General features: G+C 62.7%; 18 protein-coding genes and 3 pseudogenes. 10 read left to right on the forward strand and 11 right to left on the reverse strand.

Going from position 1 to position 19,913, the window contains the following annotated elements:
• Positions 1 to 168 precede the first annotated feature (168 nt).
• Positions 169 to 330 (forward strand): SOS response-associated peptidase family protein, encoded by a 162-nt coding sequence (locus tag CXY79_RS15725; RefSeq protein ID WP_146068134.1) that lies wholly within the window; start codon positions 169 to 171, stop codon positions 328 to 330.
• Between the two features lie 210 nt (positions 331 to 540).
• Entirely contained in the window at positions 541 to 1,386 is an 846-nt protein-coding gene (locus CXY79_RS12110; protein ID WP_233191453.1) for an alpha/beta fold hydrolase, read from the forward strand.
• 98 nt (positions 1,387 to 1,484) lie between these two features.
• On the opposite strand, the gene CXY79_RS12115 is transcribed toward CXY79_RS12110, so the two are convergent.
• The gene (locus CXY79_RS12115; protein WP_104101790.1) at positions 1,485 to 3,962 is read right to left on the reverse strand and encodes a molybdopterin oxidoreductase family protein; all 2,478 of its coding nucleotides are present in this window, start codon (positions 3,960 to 3,962) and stop codon (positions 1,485 to 1,487) included.
• 71 nt (positions 3,963 to 4,033) lie between these two features.
• Positions 4,034 to 4,156 (reverse strand): hypothetical protein, encoded by a 123-nt coding sequence (locus tag CXY79_RS16740; RefSeq protein ID WP_255409036.1) that lies wholly within the window; start codon positions 4,154 to 4,156, stop codon positions 4,034 to 4,036.
• Positions 4,157 to 4,831: 675 nt separating this feature from the next.
• On the opposite strand from CXY79_RS16740, the gene CXY79_RS12120 reads away from it, so the two are divergent.
• The 3 genes from CXY79_RS12120 to CXY79_RS15730 all read left to right on the forward strand — a co-directional run bounded on the left by CXY79_RS12120 (position 4,832) and on the right by CXY79_RS15730 (position 7,528).
• Positions 4,832 to 5,296: a cytidine deaminase gene (locus tag CXY79_RS12120; protein WP_104101792.1), complete on the forward strand. Its 465-nt coding sequence runs from the start codon at positions 4,832 to 4,834 to the stop codon at positions 5,294 to 5,296.
• Between the two features lie 469 nt (positions 5,297 to 5,765).
• Entirely contained in the window at positions 5,766 to 6,404 is a 639-nt protein-coding gene (locus CXY79_RS12125) for a hypothetical protein (protein ID WP_146068135.1), read from the forward strand.
• 152 nt (positions 6,405 to 6,556) lie between these two features.
• On the forward strand, positions 6,557 to 7,528 hold the full coding sequence (locus CXY79_RS15730; RefSeq protein ID WP_158250287.1) for a hypothetical protein: 972 nt from the start codon (positions 6,557 to 6,559) through the stop codon (positions 7,526 to 7,528).
• Here the strand turns inward: CXY79_RS15730 and CXY79_RS12130 are convergent.
• Entirely contained in the window at positions 7,525 to 8,769 is a 1,245-nt protein-coding gene (locus CXY79_RS12130) for an IS256 family transposase (RefSeq protein WP_104101796.1), read from the reverse strand. The genes CXY79_RS15730 and CXY79_RS12130 overlap by 4 nt on opposite strands.
• A 258-nt stretch (positions 8,770 to 9,027) precedes the next feature.
• On the opposite strand from CXY79_RS12130, the gene CXY79_RS12135 reads away from it, so the two are divergent.
• The 3 genes from CXY79_RS12135 to CXY79_RS12145 all read left to right on the forward strand — a co-directional run bounded on the left by CXY79_RS12135 (position 9,028) and on the right by CXY79_RS12145 (position 10,993).
• Entirely contained in the window at positions 9,028 to 9,243 is a 216-nt protein-coding gene (locus CXY79_RS12135; protein ID WP_104101798.1) for a DUF2945 domain-containing protein, read from the forward strand.
• A gap of 162 nt (positions 9,244 to 9,405) precedes the next feature.
• Positions 9,406 to 9,753 carry a DDE-type integrase/transposase/recombinase gene (locus tag CXY79_RS12140; RefSeq protein WP_158250288.1) on the forward strand — a complete coding sequence of 116 codons (348 nt, stop codon included), beginning with the start codon at positions 9,406 to 9,408 and terminating at the stop codon, positions 9,751 to 9,753.
• A gap of 601 nt (positions 9,754 to 10,354) precedes the next feature.
• Positions 10,355 to 10,993: a GPP34 family phosphoprotein gene (locus CXY79_RS12145; RefSeq protein ID WP_104101803.1), complete on the forward strand. Its 639-nt coding sequence runs from the start codon at positions 10,355 to 10,357 to the stop codon at positions 10,991 to 10,993.
• Positions 10,994 to 11,684: 691 nt separating this feature from the next.
• On the opposite strand, the gene CXY79_RS12155 is transcribed toward CXY79_RS12145, so the two are convergent.
• Complete coding sequence (locus CXY79_RS12155; protein ID WP_104101807.1) at positions 11,685 to 12,050, reverse strand: TetR/AcrR family transcriptional regulator C-terminal domain-containing protein; 366 nt, start codon at positions 12,048 to 12,050, stop codon at positions 11,685 to 11,687.
• Between the two features lie 40 nt (positions 12,051 to 12,090).
• Between CXY79_RS12155 and CXY79_RS12160 the strand changes: the two are divergent.
• Positions 12,091 to 12,457: pseudogene (locus CXY79_RS12160) on the forward strand (transposase); the annotation flags it as partial.
• A gap of 76 nt (positions 12,458 to 12,533) precedes the next feature.
• On the opposite strand, the pseudogene CXY79_RS16555 reads toward CXY79_RS12160, so the two are convergent.
• The 5 genes and pseudogenes from CXY79_RS16555 to CXY79_RS12185 all read right to left on the reverse strand — a co-directional run.
• Positions 12,534 to 13,121, reverse strand: a pseudogene (locus CXY79_RS16555) (transposase domain-containing protein); the annotation flags it as partial.
• An 11-nt stretch (positions 13,122 to 13,132) separates the two neighbouring features.
• Entirely contained in the window at positions 13,133 to 14,311 is a 1,179-nt protein-coding gene (locus CXY79_RS12170) for a glycoside hydrolase family 1 protein (RefSeq protein WP_104101813.1), read from the reverse strand.
• Between the two features lie 11 nt (positions 14,312 to 14,322).
• Positions 14,323 to 15,144: a carbohydrate ABC transporter permease gene (locus CXY79_RS12175; protein WP_198411515.1), complete on the reverse strand. Its 822-nt coding sequence runs from the start codon at positions 15,142 to 15,144 to the stop codon at positions 14,323 to 14,325.
• Positions 15,145 to 15,146: 2 nt separating this feature from the next.
• On the reverse strand, positions 15,147 to 16,007 hold the full coding sequence (locus tag CXY79_RS12180; protein ID WP_233191454.1) for a carbohydrate ABC transporter permease: 861 nt from the start codon (positions 16,005 to 16,007) through the stop codon (positions 15,147 to 15,149).
• A 101-nt stretch (positions 16,008 to 16,108) separates the two neighbouring features.
• The gene (locus CXY79_RS12185) at positions 16,109 to 17,377 is read right to left on the reverse strand and encodes a sugar ABC transporter substrate-binding protein (protein ID WP_233191455.1); all 1,269 of its coding nucleotides are present in this window, start codon (positions 17,375 to 17,377) and stop codon (positions 16,109 to 16,111) included.
• Positions 17,378 to 17,508: 131 nt separating this feature from the next.
• Here CXY79_RS12185 and CXY79_RS12190 point away from each other — a divergent pair, with 131 nt between their 5' ends.
• On the forward strand, positions 17,509 to 18,108 hold the full coding sequence (locus CXY79_RS12190; RefSeq protein WP_104101824.1) for a TetR/AcrR family transcriptional regulator: 600 nt from the start codon (positions 17,509 to 17,511) through the stop codon (positions 18,106 to 18,108).
• Positions 18,109 to 18,455: 347 nt separating this feature from the next.
• Here the strand turns inward: CXY79_RS12190 and CXY79_RS17000 are convergent, their stop codons facing one another.
• Complete coding sequence (locus CXY79_RS17000) at positions 18,456 to 19,325, reverse strand: transposase (RefSeq protein ID WP_369827981.1); 870 nt, start codon at positions 19,323 to 19,325, stop codon at positions 18,456 to 18,458.
• Positions 19,326 to 19,370: 45 nt separating this feature from the next.
• Positions 19,371 to 19,547 (reverse strand): annotated as a pseudogene (locus CXY79_RS16750) (transposase); the annotation flags it as partial.
• Positions 19,548 to 19,913: the final 366 nt, after the last annotated feature.

Genomic DNA, 19,913 nt, shown 5'->3' on the forward strand with positions numbered 1-19,913 from the left:
GGTGCCTGGTGCCCATGGTGATTGAGGGCGCAGATGAAGGCCCGTACTGGTGCTGCCCGGAGTGCCGTATCGTTCGGCTGGCTTGACGTCCCCTTCAGTGATGTTGCTCAGAAGGTGTCGGGACGATTTCATTGCTGATCAGGCCGGGGGAGAGCTAGTTTCAACTGCATGTGCGGCAGATACGTGGTCCCCAATACGACAGACGAGCTACTGAGCCTCTTCGACGCCACCGGCGCCAACACGGCTGACTGGAAGCCCTCGTACAGTGTTGCCCCCACGGACCCGGCACCTATCGTGCGCGAATGGATGCACGACGAAACGGTGCAGTAACACAGCTGGAGCGTTGAACGGTTGTCGCGCTAAAGGTACCTGAGGGCGAATCCTCAACGGGCGAGTCATACGGGCACGTCCCGCCCAAGCGCGATGCGCAACCCAGTCGTCGCGGGGGAGTATCCGCAGGGCGTCCCTCTTGCGGATCGATGGGACTGCCTACCCAAGCTGCGATTGAGCGTTGGATGCGCTGCCTAACGGCGTATCGCTGTGCCGTCGGGCCTCTGGCCAGATAACCTCTGGCCAGATATGTTGCACTGCCCCTACAGTGAAGTCATGTTGCACTCAACTCGGCAAGGCTCCGGTAAGCCACTCCTGCTGATCCATGGGGTCGGTTCCAGTATTGGCAACTGGAACCCGGTAATCCCGGCGCTGGCCGCTGAACGTGATGTCATCGCCGTCGACCTCCCCGGCTGCGGCGAATCCGCGCCGCTGACCGGCGAAACCACCATTGCCACGCTGACCGATTCCGTCGAAGCCTTTATCCGCGACGCGGAACTGGGTGACCTTGATCTGGTAGGCAGCTCCATGGGCGCCCGGATGGTAATGGAAATGGCACGCCGCGGGCACGCTGGCACCACGGTCGCACTGGACCCTGGTGGATTCTGGAATGACCGCCAGGCAGCGATCTTTGGTACAAGCATCAAGGCATCCGTCGCACTGGTGCGCCGCATCCAACCGGCGCTTCCCTTCCTCACGGGCAACCCTGTGGGTCGCACGGCCCTGTTTGCACAGTTCTCCGCCCACCCCTGGAAGCTGCCACAGGATCTGGTCCTGCACGAGCTTCGCGGGTTCAAGACATCGACCAGCCTGGACCCGGCCCTCAACGCGCTGATTCACGGACCCCGCCAGGAAGGCGCACCGGCCGGTTCACTCAAGGGCAAAGTGGTCATTGGATGGGGGCGGAAGGACAAGGTCACCGTTCCCAGTGAGGCGGCGCGGGCCACGGAGCTGTTCCCGGATGCAACGCTGCACTGGTTCGAAAACTGCGGTCACTTCCCGCACTGGGACCAACCAACGGAAGCGGCGCGCCTGATTCTCGATAGCACCGGCTGAGCTGCGGCTGAGCGCCCGGGCGGAGCCACCTACGGCTGAGTTGGCTTCAGAAAGGTGGAACCGGCGACGGCTGGGGATGATGCATGCAGGGAACAGCATCAGTTTCCCTGCTCGGGCGCGACAGCGGGCAACTTGATCGGAGATGTTGATTCGTGCGCCTCGGCGTCCGGGCCGCCAACCGTGACCGGCACGCCGCCGGAATCCGCAGGGCGGGATGCTGCGGTCGTTGGAGCCGGTGACGGGCCGGTACCGTCCGCTACTTTCTCCACCCGCACAGCCGCATTTTTGAACAGGGGCTGCTTGGATACCGGATCCCACTCTGTCATCGTCAGTTCGTTGGCTGCGGTGGGGTGACCGTCCGGACCGGGTCGTCCCGAATCCCAATAGCCGTAATGAAACGGTGCGAATACCGTACCCTCGCGCACATTGCTGACGCGGGCGGGAACGACAAGTGCACCGCGACGGGAGGTGACTCGTACAGTGTCACCCTCCACGATATCGAGCCGGCCAGCATCCAACACCGAGATCTCTAACCACGCCGACGGTGCCGCGTCGTTGAGCTGCCGGGCACGACCGGTGCGAGTGCGCGTGTGGAACTGGTACGCGGTGCGGCCGGTCGTGTACCGCAACGGAAAGTCGGCATCCGGCTCTTCGGATGGTGGCGCATAGGGTGCAGCCTTGAAAACGGCGCGCCCGTGAGTCTCCAGCGCACGGAACGCCTGCTCACCGGCCGAGGCACCGGTGAGCAGGTCATGGCCGAACGTTTCGCAGTCGTCTGGCTCGGTGGCGAAGACGCCGTCACCGTAGAGTCGAACTGTTCCCTCCGGATGCTCGTCGTTACACGGCCACGGAATGCCGCTTCCTCCTCGAAGTCGCGTGTAGGTGATGCCGGTGTAGTCACACGGGCGGCCTCGGCTGCAGTCCTGCCACGCGCGGAATCCGTCCTCCGGTCCGGCCCAGTCGAGAAGTGGCGCGCCCGAATTCGTGCGAAAATTCATCCGCGCCGAATAGTCAAGAAAAATATCCAGATCGCTCCTTGCCTCACCAGGCGGCTCGACGGCCTTGTCGGAGAGATGCACCGTACGATCCGCGTTGGTGAAAGTTCCTGTTTTCTCGCCCCAGCCCGCGGCCGGCAGCACGACATCGGCAAACAGCGCCGTTTCGGTGAGATAGAGGTCCTGCACGACGAGGAAGACGTTCTCTTGGCCGAGGATGGCGCGGATACGTTCCAATTCCGGCATCGAAATCGCCGGGTTCGTCGCCGAGATCCAGAGAAACTCGATGTTGCCTTGCTCGACATACTGAAAGATTTGCATCGCATGGGTTGGGGGAGCTTGGTGCGCAATGAGCGAAATATCAACGTCCCATAGGGTCGCGAGCTCGCGGACGTGCTCCGAATTCTCCCAGTTGCGGAATCCGGGAAGGTCTCCGTCCGCTCCGCACTCCCGGTTGTTCTGCGCGGTGGGCTGGCCGTTCATCTGCAGCACCCCGCTTCCTGGCGCGCCGAGTTTTCCTCGCAGCAAGTGCATATTGTTCACTTGACACGATGCCGCGGTTGCCTGCGCCGACTGGTAGAAGCCCTGCAAAACGGTGGAGAGCACTCGGGCGCTCGTGCCGAAAATTTGTGCAGCTTCTCGCACATCGTCGACCGAGACACCGCAGGTTTCAGCTACTGCGTCTGGCGTCCATGGTTCCACGACGGCCCGCAATCTGTCGACTCCGATGGTGTGGGCCGCGATGTAGGCCTCATCAATCCATCCGTTCATGAACAGTTCCCGGATCAGACCATTCATCAGTGCCTGGTTCGTCCCTGGACGCACCGCAAGGTGCACGTCCGCGACCCGCGCCACCTCAGTCTCACGCGGGTCGATACAGACAATACGTGGCCGGTCGGGCCCGGCGATCCGATCGAGCACCCTCGCCCACAGCACCGTCTGCGTCTCGGCCATGTTGTGCCCGAATAGGAACATCGCATCACATTCGTCGATGTCGGCGCAGCTATTAGGCTGGCCATCCGCACCAAAGCTCTCCTTCATCGCCGCCGCCGCGGTCGCCGTGCATAATCGGGTGTTGCCATCCATGTGCGGGGTACCGATACCAGCCTTGCCGAGAATTGCCAGCGCGTAGTACTCCTCGAGAAACAATTGGCCGCTGGTATAGAACGCGTGGCTCAGTGGACCCTTGTCCGCCAAGAGCTGCCTGCTTCGCTCGACGATCCGGGACATCGCCGTGTCCCAGTCGGTCTCGACCAACTCGCCACCGATCCGGATGAGCGGACGAGTCAGCCGGTCGCCGTTCGACATACCCTGCCAACTGCCGAAGAGGCCCTTCGGCCCGAGTCGCCCATGATTGACGGTGTCGATGGCTCGACCCCGCACTCCGACCATCCGCCCGTCTTTCACCGCGATGTCGCACGCGCAGCCATTGCTGCATAGCGTGCAAGCCGACTGCACCCAACGATCAACGTCGTCCTCACCGAGGCCATCAGCCAACTTCTGATCAACACGCACCGGCCACTTCTCGCCGCGGCCAAAAGGCGTCCTGGTGCCCCAGATGTCGCCGATCCTGTCCACCATCACAACACCCTCTTCCGCTCCGACTTGTAGTCTGCGCCCGCGAGCAGCCCAGATCAACGTCCAGACGAGACTCATCCACAGTGCTCCGACACCGCCGTCGGTGAAGTGAAGCCGACCGTTTCGAGGGTCAAGTAGGCGAATGCCATGTTCTCGCCCCGCAGGTAGGGAACGATGACCTGAGCGACACGATTCATGTTTCGGTACAGCAACCTTCACCCGCACCACCCCTGGCTCCCTGAGAAGGCAATATTCAGCGGTGGTTCAATGAGCGCGAGCGCGGGGCTAGCCATCATTATTGAAAGCCCGTGCTGCCGCCATGACGCCGCGCGCTCGACCGGTGGACAGCACCTCGGCCAGGGACTCGTCATCCAACTGGGGATTCATCCCTATGAGCCACGCACGAGCTACTTTGCCCGGTTCCACCGCGAGCGGTAACTCAACAACTTGGAACGTATCGCACAGCAGCTACTCGCTCGTCTACGGCGGATGAACCGTTCCGTTGGCCCACCGTATGAGACCCCGCGCGTTCTTCGTGACGATCACTCCGAGCAGTGCCTGACCAAGTTGCGACTGCAAAGCACCAACGATGTCGCTGACTCCACGTCGCCCTCATCCGCCTGATATCCGCAACCGTGCCGAGGCTCAGAAACTCCAAAGCCGCGCCCGTCATGGGATCAATTGCAATCGGCGTAGATGAAAAGAGAACCCCAGCACCGCGATGGCGAGTGCCCGTAAGACGTTCCCAAACGCCACCCAGCTGCTCAACGCCGGCTCGAAGCACTGGCGGCGAATTCTGTGCCCCATGAAGGTTCCGCTTACGGACATGCCAGCCAAGACTTGCGTTCGGTTCGATCCGTAGGATTACGCTCATGCTCCCAACCGCTGAACTCGCAGTGCCGACGGCCGAAGACCTTGAGCTCGTTGAACTCGCAAGAGAGGTCATCGACGCGAACACGGACGCCGGGCCCGATGAAGATGGTGCACACACCATGGGCGCGGCAGTTCGAGACGCCGACGGCCGCATGTTCGCTGGGGTGAATCTGTTCCACTTCACCGGCGGTCCGTGCGCCGAGCTGGTTGCACTTGGCGCGGCGCGTGCACAGGGCGGGCGAGAAATCACGACAATCGTCGCTGTTGGCAATCACGGGCGCGGTGTTGTCGGACCGTGCGGTCGTGACCGGCAGGTCCTTTTCGATTACTACCCCGGCATCAGGGTGCTTCTTCCGACCGCCGAGGGTGTTCGTGTCGCCACCATTGAGACCCTGATGCCGTTTGCCGCGTCATGGACTATGGAGGGCGGCACTCAGCAGTTCGACGAAGAGCGTTTCCGCTGACGACCGGCGGAATCGATTGAGGTTCGCCTTGCGGACGGGGAATCCGAGTTTGAGGAGCGACGCTAAAATCCCTGTCATGGGGATTCGTCAAACATTTGCGCGTGCTCTACGGCCAGGCACGCGAGTGCGGATACTGAGTGATCCGATCTTCGGGGGCCCATTCAGCGAGCCCTGCTCCGGGACCGTCCAGTCGTCTGAACGAGCGCACGGTCTCACACCGGCAGCGGCTCGGGAAAGCAAGTTCGTCTATTGGATCGAGTTCGACACGCCGCAGCTCGACAGGGACGGTGACGGCCCATATTCCGCCTCGCAAGTATTGTCCACATACGTCCGTGCGGTCTGATTAGCTGGAACTGCGACTGCGCCCCTGACTACGCGGGATCGTCCGGTAGCCGTTCGGCTTTCAGACGCAGTTCGTCTGCCATTCAAGAACAGCACGCCTGTCGGTGCTGGGATCTACCGTCGTCTCATGGCAGGCAATCAACCGAAACATCCGCGCCACCACTACGCCAAATTCAAAGATCCACCTAACGACCGCGTGCGCATCGAGATGTTCCTGGAGGCAATCAGCGACTACGCGAGCCTCCAAGCAACGTTTCCACTACCGGAGTTACCCCTCCGAAATGAGGATCACATCAGCGACGGTATCTACTGGATTGTGAACCTACACGCGGCGCTCTTACGCAAGTTCTTTACCACAGGCGAGCAAACTGAGGTTCATCGGGTGATCGATGCCGCTCGACGCCAAATGAGGCGCGAGGATGGACGCATATCGACCCATCTCAGCGAGGTGGAAAAGTATGCGCGAGCGGACAGCGTCCCGTCCCGTCTGGCTCAAAGCTTCGACGGAAACGCGACGCCGGTCTGGGAACGTGTGCTCATCGAGCTCTACGGTCGACATCTCCACAACGACTTCGGCAAATGGCACGCATCGAAACGGTTCCCGCACCGAAGCAACACCGTGCCGATGTACGAATGGTGCGGAGCCGCGGTGATTGTCCTGGACATGCTCGTAACCGTCATCCGCGACGGAGAACGGGCGGGGGTGATCGACCTTGATGATGACAAGGCGGCCTACTTCACCGAAAGCGGAGCATTGAATCGCTAATCATGTGCTGGGCACAGGCGATTGGAGTGAATTGACGACTGCGATGATAAAACCATTCGAGAAAGAGGCCGCGCATGGCGATAGCAGGACCTGGGGATCTTCCCACTGCGTTGGACGTCCTGGAGACTGCTCTTGGCTCGCGTCCCACGCCAATGCAGCTTCGCAAGCTCACGATTCCAGAACTCGATGACTTGGCCGGTCTCTTGGGAGAGTTGTCTGAGGCACAGAGCAAGGACGAAATTCCTGGGGGCACCTACCTCGTTGGTGGTTGGCTCGGCACCTACTGGAGCGAGCCCTTTCTCCGGGGCGACCTAAGTAGATCCCTGCTTTATTATTCCAACCTCCTAGTCCTTGACCCGCTCGCTGACTACTTTGACGATCGGTCGCGTCTGCCGACGACTCACCCGATTCGAGTGCGTAGGCCAGAGGATGCAAAATTCAACACCGTCACATCCGGTCCGGCAATATGGAGCACACATGGTACATTTATGGCGTTTAGGGACGACCCGGACAGGGCGGTCGCTCGCTTCGCTGCAATAGTCGAAAATCTCTACTCGCTGGAATCGCTAATTAAGAGCGGCGTCGTGGTTCTCCGAAGCCAGTGGCCGATTCTCTCCGATCGCAGAGACGCTTTGGCGACTTCGGTACGGCACGACGTTCGCTCGCAGGCAATGCAGTCACTGGCGCGCCAGCCCTCTACAGCAGATGACGCATTCGCCGTCTGGGACAACCTACGTGGATTGTCATTGAGCTTCTCCGGCGGCGCAATTCCCAGCGACGAGCCGTGGGAAACCCAGCATATTTTCTACTACCTGGCCAAGACCCTCGCCATCGCAGACGCCTCAGGAGCACAATACGTGCCCTCAACCGAGCGAGACCTCGAACTCCTGCGCACAAAGGTGGGCTCGGCTGCGCGGTTCACCCACCCGGGAGGCTTTTTGGAAGAAGTGGCCAGAGTGGTCGTTCCGTCATTCGATGTACCAATAGCTCGGGCGGTCGAGATAAGGAAGTCTTCATCAGGCTTTGAGGACTGGCGAAGCACGCTAGATCGAATTCGCCGGGGGTCACGTCCCGCTGAGTGGTGGAGTTTCTCGACACCGTGCGGGTCAGCTGTTCTAGCTTAGGCGGCGGCGAGTTCGGGGAGTATCACCGCCTCGTCGATGACCTCGATGGGGTTGTTCATGGTGGCCAGCTCGAGCATGGATGCTTCGGAGAAGTAGCGGCGTTCGCCGGCTTCGCACTTGTCGTGCTGCTCGATCAGGACCGACCCGGCCAGGCGCAGCAGGGCCGCGGAGTTGGGGAACACTCCGACGACGTCGGTGCGGCGTTTGATCTCCTTGTTGACCCGTTCCAGCGGGTTCGTGGACCAGATCTGGCGCCAGTGTCGCCGTGGGAACGCGGCGAACGCGAGGAGGTCGGGTTGTGCGTCGACGAGCATGGCAGCGACCTTGGGGTGCGATCGGCCGAGCATGGTCGTGACTTCTCGGAACTGCTTCTCGATGTGTTCGCGGTCCGGTTGGGCGAAGATGGTGCGGATGATCGAGGCGACCATGTCCTGGGATCCTTTCGGGATCACGGCGAGGACGTTGCGCATAAAGTGCACCCGGCAGCGCTGCCAGCCGGCGCCCTGGAACACGGTCCCGATGGCCTTCTTCAGGCCGGTGTGAGCGTCAGACATGACCAGCTTGACCCCGTCGAGGCCGCGGGTCTTCAACGACCGAAGGAAGCTGGTCCAAAAGCCCTCGTTCTCGCTGTCACCAACGTCGAAACCGAGGACTTCCCGGCGCCCGTCGGCAGCCACGCCGACCGCGACGACGATGGCCTGGGACACGATCCGGTGCCCGACGCGGGCCTTGCAGTAGGTCGCGTCGAGGAACACGTAGGGGAAGTCTTGGGCGGCGAGGGTGCGGTCGCGAAACTCGGCCACCTCGGCGTCCAGGCCCGCGCAGATCCGGGACACCTCCGACTTCGAGATCCCCATGTCCGTTCCGAGGGCCTTGACCAGGTCGTCGACTTTGCGGGTCGAGACGCCGTGGACATAAGCCTCCATCACGACAGCGAACAACGCCTGGTCGACCCGACGGCGACGCTCCAGGAGCGCGGGGAAGAACGACCCGGCGCGCAGCTTCGGGATCTTCAGATCGAGGCCCCCGGCTGTGGTCGTCAGGGTGCGCGCTCGGGTGCCGTTGCGGTAAGTGGTGCGGTCGCCAGAACGCTCGAACGGGGCTGCACCGATGAACGCGGTCGCCTCCGCATCGATCAATTCTTGATACAAGGTTTCGGTCGCGACGCGGATGCGGTCGGTGACATCGGTGAGTTTGAGTTCTCCCAGCAGGTCGAGCAGGGCAGACTGGTCTAGAGCCATCGTGTGGTGTCCTTTGTGAGTTGCTTTAGTCGGTACTCACTGACCATCCCACGGTGGCTCTTTACGTTGACGAAGCAACGCTCAAGAGCGGGAAACCACACCACTCACGGGGACGTAACCGAGGGCCGTCACGAGCGCGTGGCAAATCAAGCGTGGAAAACGAATTACGCGGGAACGATCATTCCTTAGAACAGACAAGAACGTGACACTCAGCCCACCCCTCTAGCCCAGGTCCGTCTCCGTCCGTATGCTTCAAGGATGACAGACTTCAGCACAGGCGACCGGGTCAGTTGGGCGACGTCTCAGGGGCGAACTCAGGGGGAGGTAATCGAGAAGAAGACGAGCGATTTTGACTTCGCGGGCAAAACGTTCCACGCCTCGAAAGATGACCCTGCATTTATCGTGAAATCTGAGAAAACGGATGCCGAAGCCGCGCATAAGGCTGGTGCCCTTCGCAAGCTGTCGCCACGTTAGGGGCAACTCAGCGCGCGACCGTGGCCAGCACCATGCGCCGCCTGGGTTGGTGAGCATCAGCCCCAAACGCTGGCGCACCACCACGGTCAGCCAAACCGGGGACGCCTATCCGGACGTCGCCGTCAAACGGCAGTGGGATACCGGGGCTCTGAACCAGGTCTGGTGGGCGATATCACCCACCTGAGGACCTGGGAAAGGTGGCTGTATTTAGCCACCGTGATCGACGCGCACTCGCGCCGCGTGATCGGCTGGGCCATCGCCGACCACATGCGAACCGACCTCATCCAGGACGCCCTGGTCATGGCCATGGCGCTCTGCGGTGAGCGGCCCGAGCAGGTGATCTTTCTTTCCGATTGCGGCACCAAATACGCGTCAGCGCAGATCACCGCGTTCGCTAAAGCGCACCGCATCACCCGGTCGATGGGCTACACCGGGGTCTGCTGGGACAACGCGATGGCGGAAAGTTTCTTCGCCACGCTCCAGACCGAGTTCTACCACCGACGCGTCTAGCCCAGCAACAACAAGGCATCCCGGGAAGTCGGCGCCTGGGTCGAAGCCCGCTACAACCGGCGCCGCCGGCATACCTCCCTCGGCCAGATCAGCCCCGTCGACTTCGAACTGCAATAATCAAACCAGAACGCGGGCTCGCTAAAGCCGCGTAACCCCGTGTCCACTAACCGCGGGCAAGGCCACAAGGCGCTCGCTCAGCGAACCGGACCGGCGATCCGCTCGTCGTGACAAAAACTCGACCGGCTCAACCGGTCGCTGGAGAACCTCATCGATCTATCGAACTCCCTCCAGGAGTTCGGAGACACGTGCCCCACGATCTACCGGCGCCGGGCCAAACCACGAGCCTCGGCCGTCCGCTGGAGAAAGAGTCAGCAGCTCATCGACCTTGAGCAGCGACATTCCCGCTGGGGACTACTCCCCGATTCGGCAAATCGGGAGATCGACAAGATCGGCGACTTCGGACAGGCGACGCCGGGGGTCGTTTCCGATGTCGCATCGGACGTCGGAAATGCCGTCTCTGATGGCGCCGAAACAGTAGGCAACCTCGTCGAGGATGCGTGGCCATGGTGACCTTGCCCCGTCGGCCTGAAAGAATAGGACCATGACAGACGCCACCACGTCGGTGCCGAGCATCGCCGAAGACGTCCAGCTGATGCTCCAGCAGAGGCCGGGACAGCTCGAACCCGACCAGATCATGCCGGGCGCCGGCGCTTTAATCGAACTCGCGCTCGAAGGACGCATCCTGACAGACCCGAAGGCCGGATTTCTAACCGAGCCCGCTGACAACGCCCGCCTCGTGGTCGTCGACGACTCGCCGACCGGGTCCGCCATGTTGGATGACGCCCTTGCAGCGGTATCTGCTCGGCGACGACCCCCATTCGCCTACAAGGTGCTTCAGCCGGTGACTGTCGCCGTGGTGCCCCACCTCTATGTGGCACTCGTCGAGCGCGGGGTCGTACGCGAAACCGGCGGCTATCCGATGGGACGTGATCGACTCGAGATCGCTGACGAGTCTGTGTTCCTCGAGCGCAAGTCCGTTCTGGCGCGGGCGCGGACCCTGCCAGCAACGGTGTCGGATCCCCGAATCGGGGCGGTCATCGACCTGCTGCGTAACAACGGCACGTACCGTGGAGAGACGGGTCTGCTGTCGATCATCGCCGGGGACTGGTACCCGCCAGCGACGAGGGACGTCATCTCGTCGATACTTCGCGGCGTCCGCCATATGTCCACATCGCAATGAATGCGTGACCGTACGACTTTCCACGGGAGAGGATGAACATGACCGATACCGAAACGATGACCCCCACGTCTTCGTTACCCGCGACGCCGGCGTCCCCGAATGTGGATGACATCGGTTTCTGGGTGCACGAGCTGCAGTATCTGTTCAGCATCTCGCCGGGAGACAGCGCGGATCGGCAAGGGCTTCGGTGTTCTCGGTTCTCGGGGTCGGTGTGGGCGTTCTCAACATGGCTACCGGCGTCAACGGGATGTTGGACGGCGACGTCAGCTCAGACGACAGGTGGGCTCTCGCCGATGGTGTCGCGGGAACGATCACGAGCATCGGTTCGTTCGCCCTTCCGCCCGCGGGACAGGTATTTGCAGGTGTCCGCGCGGCCTATACCGCCGGACGCTGGGGTCGGATCGCGAAGGCCAATGAAGAGGGCGGCGATGTCATCAAAGCCATGATCGGGAGCATCGGCGCGAACCCACGGAAGGGCGCCACCCACACCCGCGCTGACATCCTCGACGAGCTGCTCATCGACGATGTGGCGGCCCTCGGTGCGTCCCAATATCCCGGCGGGTTCCAGTCTCTAGGACCATGCCCCATGTGGCCCCACGTCAATTCGCCCAGGCGACCATCCATACGGGTTTTGTCTAGCAGCCGGGAGACCAGTCCGACAGACCCCCGAACAAGTGTGTGAGTCGCAAAGCTAAGCGGCGGTATCGCTGTCGTAGGCGGTGAGAAATACACGCGTGGCCTCCGCTGCATGGGCCTTCATGGCGGTGGTAGTCGGGATGGCGTCGTCGCCCAGGAGCATGGCTTCGTTGACCGGCGCGGCGAGTACCAGCCAATTCAGGGTCGTGGCTGCTACTGCTGGGCTCGGTGCGCTCAGGAGTCCGCGCTGTACGAGCTTGGAGATGACGATGGCCAATGACTGGATCGATCGTTGGGGACCGTTTTCGAATAGGGCTCGGGCCAGTTCGGGGAAGCGGCTGACCTCTCCGATCACTAGGCGTCGTAGGCGGAGCAGCCTCGGTGTCATGACGATTCGCATCTCGTCCATGGCGTATTGCATGAAGTAGGGCGCGAGATCTGCTTCATCGTCCGCGTCATCACCCCGGGGCAGGCGGTACCCGGCAGCGGTGAAAACGTTCGAGGACGCGTGGGAACGCTTCACTCCGTTCCTCGCGCTTCCACCCGATTTGAGACGCGTGATTTACACGACTAACAGCATTGAGTCGTTGAACTACCAGCTGCGGAAGGTGACGAAGAACCGCGGTAACTTCCCCAACGATGAGGCCGCGATCAAGATGCTCTGGCTGGCGATCTGCAACATCGAAGACAAACGCGCCCGCGACCGAGCCAAAGAACGAGGAGGCAACCGCACGACCAAACGCAAGGCCGAAGGCCGCCTCGTCGAAGGCCAAAATCACCACGAATTGGAAGCTCGCCCTCAACCAGCTCGCCCTGGCCCACCCAGACCCAGCAACCCACACCTCAACCAATTCCGAAACACTTACACAAACCACTTGGCAAGCTCTTCCGACGCCGTGCACGGGCCCATCACCGCGTCCAGACTGGCATGCGTTCCGCACTCAGCCAACGCCACCAACCGTGCCTGCGGGAAAGCAGATTGCTCCCCGCGACTGACGGGTGGGCGACCAAAGAACTCAGCATTCACCACGCTGTCCGCCAGATCCAGAATCGTCGCGTCGATGGACATCAAACGCCATCCAGCCAATCATGACCCCGGCGTGTCAGGACCTGCCGGCGGCTGTGCGACACGGGCAAACAGGTCCCGAACCGGTTCAAACCCCAGCCGCTGACGCGCCTGAAAGATGGCGGACTTCGACGGCGGCGCATACGCCTCGGACCAACCAGACGACCACGACAGCCCATCCGTGAGCTGAGCAAACACGTCCTCGTAGGACTCTTCGGCATACAAGCCCATCCCGATTAAAAAATACGTCATCACCCGCGCCGACAACGACCGGTTTCGCTGCACAGTCCGCCCCGCGGCCTGGACCACCTCGTCGATGACATCAGCCGGGAACACCCGGGTCAACAAACTAACCGACAAAACATCCGGCAACCGACGGTCGGAGACCGGCCTCACCCACCCTGTACGCGCATAACCACAACGCAACACGAGAACGCTTAACTGAACGGTGTTGAGGTTGAGAGCCGCCCGGCCCGGGCGACCTCTCCGAGCCACGCCAGGCTCGGTTTGGGGTGGCGCTCGAACGTCTCGGCGTCCCAGCCGATGAGCCCGAAGGTGGGCGCGTAGCTGCCCCACTCGTAATTGTCGAGCGCGCTCCAGTGCAGGTAGCCGCGCACGTCGATGCCGTCCGCGATGGCACTCAGAATCCCCTCGAGCGCTCCCGTCGTGTAGTCGATGCGGCGCGCGTCGTCGGCGGTCGCGATGCCGTTCTCCGTCACGTAGATCGGTACGCCACCGTTGCGCTGCCAGGAGCGGCGGATGCCGAATTCGATCGCTCCGGGGTAGTACTCCCAACCGGTGAGGGTGCGCTCCGCAGCAGCCGGAATCGCGATCGGCCCGTTCGCGCCGATTTTCGTGCGCGTATAGGCCTGGATGCCGATCCAGTCGTCACCGCGCGCTGCGTCCATGAAGACGTCTTCGCGCGAGTATCCGTAGTCGTCGGCCGCCTGCTCGGCGCCCGGCTCGGGCTGGTAGGCCTGCGTCGCGACCGACCACCCGGCGCGTTTGCCGGCGCCGCGCAGGATGTTGACCGCGCGCGTGTGTCCGGCGATGAGGTTCTCGGTGACGACGGGGTCGCCGGCCCGGAGGCCGACGTGCGGGAACGCCTCGCGCGAGTTCGCCATGATGGCGACCATGTTCGGCTCGTTGATCGTGCAGACGAGGTCGACGTCGGAGAGGATCGGCAGAGCCGACTCGACGAAACGCGCGAACCGGTCGACGACCGCGGGGTTGCGCCAGTCGCCGTCCCGCGCGAGCCACGCGGGGTTGGTGAAGTGGTGCAGTGTGACCATGGGCGTGAGTCCGAGGCCGAGCGCCGTGTCGATCATCCGGCGGTAGTGGTCGAGCTGCGCCCGGGAGACGAAGCCTTCCTCTGGCTCGATCCTGGCCCACTCGATGCCGAACCGGTAGCTCGTGAGCCCGGCCTCGGCGAGCAGGCGCATGTCCTCCGGGTAGCGGTGGTAGCTGTCCGCGGCATCGCCACTCGGCGACTCGACCGGATGCGGGCTCGGCAGCTGCCCGTGCTCGCGCAGCCACCAGTCGCTGGAAGTGTTGTTGCCCTCGACCTGGTGCGGCGCAGTGGCGGCACCCCACAGAAATCCGTTGGGAAAAGTCATTGTGTTCCTTACTATTTGATCCCGGTCAGGGCGATGCCCTGAACGAAGTAGCGCTGCAGGGCGATGAAGATTGCGAGCACGGGCACTACGACCACGACGGCGCCCGCCATCATCAGGCCGTACTGCGAGGCGTTCTGGCCGACCGAATAGAGCGCGAGGGCGACCGGAAGCGTGTACTTGTCCTCGCTCGTGGCGACAACGAGCGGCCAGAGGAAGTTGTTCCAGCTGCCCAGGAAGGTCAGGATCGCAAGGGTTGCGACGGCCGGTCCGCACAGCGGCATGATCACCCGGAGGAAGATCCGCCACTCACTGGCACCGTCGATCCTGGCGGCCTCGATAATGTCGTCGGGAAGGCTCAGGATGAACTGCCGCATCAGGAACACGCCGAGCGGCGTGATCAGGAACGGCAGGATGAGGCCGGGGTACGAGTTCACGAGGCCGAGGTTCGAGGTGAGCACGAACAGCGGCACGAAGGTCACGACGCCCGGCACCATGAGCGTGCCGAGCACAAGACCGAACAGCACCTTCTTGCCGGCGAACTCAAGCTTCGCGAGCGCGTAGCCCAGCATTGACGAGAACACGATGTTGCCAAGCGTCACGAAGACCGCGACGACAACGCTGTTGGTGAAGTAGGTCGTGAAGTCGAGCCGCCCGAAGAGCTGCACGTAGTTCTCGAGCGTCGGGTTCTCCGGGAAGAAGTTCAGTGGGGCGCTGCGGATCTCGGCGTTCGTCTTGAACGAGCCGAGTAGCATCCAGATAAACGGGAAAATCATCGCGACGAACCCCGTGACGAGCACGATGTAGAGCCACCATCTCGGTTTGCGTCTCATCATGGTCAGTCCTTCTGTCGGAGGAATCGGAACTGCACGAGCGACAGGACAACGATGCCGAGGAACAGCACGTAACTGGCTGCGGAGGCATAGGAGTAGTTGCCGAATCCGAACTGGTTGAACGTGTACATCGCGGTCGAGAGGGTCGCGTCGAGCGGCCCGCCGCGGGTCATCACGAAGGGCTCCTCAAAGAACTGCAGGAACCCGATGCCGGTGATGACCGCCGCGAACAGCAGGGTCGGTCGCAGGGCAGGCACGACGACGTTGAAGAATCGCTGAACCGGACCGGCGCCGTCCATCATGGCTGCCTCGAGCTGCTCCTGCCCCACGCCCTGGAGCCCGGCGAGGAAGATCACCATGAGGGTTCCGATGTTGCGCCAGATCGCCATGGCAATGAGCGATGGGAGGGCGAACGTGGTGTCTTCGAGCCAGTTGGGGCCGGAGACTCCGAAGATCGAGAGAAACCCGTTGAGCAACCCGTCCGGCTGGAGGATGAACTTCCAGACGATCGCGATCGCCACGATGCTCGTGACGACGGGGGCGTAGTAGCCCACGCGGAACACGGTGCGGAACTTGTTGATGCCGTTGTTGAGGGCGAGGGCCACGAGCAGGGCGAGAACGATCGTGAGCGGGACGCCCACAATCACAAAGACCGCGGTGTTGGAGAGGGCCTTGAGAAACCGGGGGTCCTGAAAGAGGTTTAGGTAGTTCTCGAGGCCGATGAAGTTCACGTTGAACGGCGATCGAAGGTCGCGGGTCGTGAGGTCGGTGAAGCTCATCACGAAGGACGCGAAGATCGGGCCGGCCATGAAGACCACGAACAGGATCATGAAAGGGGCGGCAAAGCCCCACGCGATCCAGGTCATCTTGCGCCGACCGGGCGAGCGTCGAAGCGCCGTCGGCGCAGGCGGCGCGGGCGGACGCGGTGAGGGCGCCCGCCCGGTCTCTGGTGCGAAGACGGCCATGGCTAGTTGCCGGTGCCGATCGTGTCCGCCTGCTGCTGGATCGTCTTGAGGGCGGCGTCGACGGTCTGGTCACCGCGCGTGACCTTCTCGAGCTCCTGGTCAATGACGGCAGACACCTGGGCCCAGGTCGGGATCGCGGGCGGCGCCTTCGAGTCGGCGAGCTGCGCGGCGAACACGCTCAGGTAGGGGTCGTCGGTGAAGATCGGATCCTCGAACGCGGCCTGCACCGAGGGGAGGTCGGTGGAGATGTCGTACCACTCGAGCTGCGTCTCGGGCTGGCTGAGCCAGCGCACGAACTTCCACGACGCGTCACGGTTCTCGCTGTCGCCGAAGACGGTGAGGTTGCCGCCTCCCGTGAAGCTCGTGCGGGTGTCGGCTCCGGGAACCTGGGCGACGGCGAACTTGTCGGCGAAGTCCGGGCCGCCCTGCTCACGGAGCAGTCCGACGTGGAACGGGCCGCTGAAGAACGAGCCGACCGATCCCTCGATGAACTTCTGTTCGATCTCGCCGCCCTCGAGGCGAACCGCCTCGGAGGCGCCCTCGTCGAAGAAGCTCTTGTAGAACTCGAACGCCTCGGCCCACTCTGGGGTGTCGAACGTGAACTCGGTGCCATCCTCGTTCAGGATATCGCCGCCGGCCTGCCAGGCGAGAGGGGCAACGTACTGCCAGGAGTCGAATCCGCCGGGCGGAAGGGAGACGCCCGACGTGGCGCCGCCGCCCTTGAGCGCCAGGGCAAAGGCCTTGTACTCGTCCCACGTGGTGGGCGCCTCGACGCCGGCGGCCTCGGCGAGGTCGGTGCGATAGTAGAGAACACGCGAGTCGACGTACCACGGCACACCGTAGGCGACGTCGTCGACGACCGCGGTGCTCCAAGAGCCCTCGAAGAAGGATGCCTCGTCGACGAGGCCTTCCGGGGTGGGCTCGAGAGCACCGGTTGCAGCGAACTCGCCGACCCAGGTCGTGCCGAGCATCGAGATGTCCGGGGTCTCGCCGCCGGCGATCGACGTGGCGATGCGGTCGTGCGCGGAATCCCACGGCACCGCAGTGACGTTGATCGTGACATCCGGATTCTCGTCCTCGAACTTGGTCGCGAGCTGGTCGAGTACTTCGCCCTCGTTGCCCATCGCCCAGACCGTGACTTCGCCCGTTGCCGGCTTGGCGTCGATTGCGGCGCCGCTCGTGGCGGTACTCCCGCCTTCGGCACGGCCACAGCCGGTCAGGGCGATAACCCCCACCAGGCCCATTGCCGCGATTGATCCCCATCGATTCATGTCGTGCCTCCATTGGTTCGACTCCTGCCGTATGGCAGAGTTGCGACTGCTCGTAACGGCCGCAGAGGGGTGAAGCCCCTCGTTGAGTTTCGACCCTAGCCCAAAAACCTTACATACGATAGGTTTCTTCTATGACGGACACTCAGGACCGCAAGCGCGGCAGCTACCCCAAGGGCCAAGCCCGACGTCAGGAAATCCTGGATGCCGCGCTTCTCGTGTTCGGTAAGAGCGGCTTCCACAGCGGCTCACTGCGTGAGATCGCCAAGCGCGTCCAGCTGACCCCCGCGGGGGTGCTGCACCACTTCGCCTCGAAGGAAGACCTGTTCACGGAGGTGTTGAGACAGCGCGACGAGCGCGTGCGCGCTGCCGTCGGCGATGTTAGCGAGATCACACTTCTCGAGCAGATGCGCAAGGTCGTCGCCTACAACCAGACCACGCGCGGGCTGACATCGCTATACACGGTCATCTCCGCCGAGGCCACGGACTATGAGTATCCGGTGCACGAGTACTTCGTCGAACGGTACGCGGCGACGGCCGCCGACACCGAGCGCGTGCTCTCCGAGGCACAGCGCGACGGCCTCGTGCGCACCGACCTCGACGTGCGGCATGCCTCGCGTCTCATCACTGCCGTGATGGACGGGCTCCAGCAGCAGTGGCTTCTCGACGGGAGCGTCGACATGCCCGCCGCATTCGATGAGTTCCTGCGTGGCTACCTGTTGCCGCCGTCCTGACCGCCTTTGACCCCGGCGAATGATGTTGATTGCACGAAATTGCGGTCGATATCGTCTGTTGGGTGGGACTTTGCCGGCGCAATCGTCAGGGACTGTGGCTGTGCTTTTGTCCTTGTGCCGATCGAAAACGGGGCCACGAGCGCGCTGACGGCGCAAGCCGGGGTCGCTGCCCCCGTCAGGGCGGATCCGCCGGGTTTTTGGGTTGCTGGGCGGGCTGTCAGGGCGTTGTGCGCGGCCAAGCGGACCTTGGTTTGCAGGGTGTGTAGCTTCATCAGGTTGTGGCAGGCAGCGATCAAGTCCCACTCGTGGGCTGCCTGTTCCAACCCGCGCAGCAGTACAAATTTTCCTTACCGGGTGTGGAGCTGCCCGAATAGGGGCTCAACGATCGCTTTGCGCCGAGTGTAAACGGCGCGGCCCTTCTTCGTCTTCAATTTCCGGCCCATCCGCTCCCGCAACGGCGCATTGGCGGGGATCCATCCGCGGGGAACCTCCGGAAAACGTTCACCGTGCTTGACCCGGCCGGTCGCGATGAAAAACTCGGTCCGGCCGCCGCTGGCCGCCTCGACGGTCTTGGCGTAGTCCAGATTCGCTGCTAAGCAATACCCCGCATCTGCGAGGATCTGCTGGCGCAGGACACCTACCGTGGCATGGAGTTTCTCGATCAGTGGAACGACCTGTTCCACATCCACAGCAATATCCGTCAGCGTCGTCGCGACGATGACTTGATGTTCCCCGTCCACGATGGCTTGTGCGTTGTAGGCATAGTGAAAGGACCCGTCGACGGTCTTCATGATCCGTGCGTCCGGGCCGGTGAAGTTGCGTTGAGCCTTCGGAGCGACGACCGCGTTCTTCGCCGCCGCCTCACCCCTCTGCAGGGCAGTGTCGTCATCGTCGTCCTCCTCCCGAGCTTTCTTCTCCGCGTCTTGCCGTGCCCGAGCGGCCGCGTCGGCCTCCAACGCGGCGCGCGTTTCCGCCAGTTTCACCAGACGCGACTCCCGCCTGGCGAGCTCGGGCGGCAGTTCGTCGCCGCGTTTATCCTTCCCGAACCGGGCATCCTCAGCCCCATCGATCGCGTCCGCGTCGGCCAGGAGGGCGGAGACGTCGTCGGCGAGGACTTTCTGCTTCTCTGTCACCAGGGCGTAACTCATGGCCTTGCGTCTGGACGCGTTCGCGCGCACTTTCGTGCCGTCCAACGCGACCTGCCCGAGCGACACCATCCCGGCCGTACGGCACAGTTTCAACGAGTGCAAGAACACGTTGTCCAGGCCGGAGAGGTGCCGTTTCCTAAACCGGGCGATCAAACGAAAATCTGGTGCCTGCTGCGCGGCCAACCACCGAAACGCGACCACGTCCACGAAGACCCGTTTCAACTCCCGCGACGATCGAACCCCGACGCGATACCCGTAGAGCAGGACACGCACCATCAACCTGGGGTCATACGGCGGCTGCCCCTTCGACTTCGCATACGACGCAAGCCGGCTCGAACGCCCGAAACCTCTTGTTCACTCCAGCACCAGCCTCAACACCGTCATCAACGACCGGATCAACGTGCTCAAGTTCAGCCGCAGGAAACAGACCTCCTAAATCGCTCATAAGCAATTTTCCCAGACCAACACGCCAAGCCCGGCAAATCAACCGGCGTTTTAAACTTTGCCGTTACTGACCCACGCTCCTAGCCATGGTTGGGAGGTAGGCCTAATTTACGGAAGGTCACCTCCCCAAAAGGGAGCCGAAACTAGCTCCCGACAAAGGGAGATGACCCCCTGCCACGGGCGAAGGAGCACTGCCTCGAGAACGCCCGCGGC

It is taken from the genome of Cryobacterium sp. M96, from assembly GCF_002929845.1.
Lineage (GTDB): Bacteria > Actinomycetota > Actinomycetes > Actinomycetales > Microbacteriaceae > Cryobacterium > Cryobacterium sandaracinum.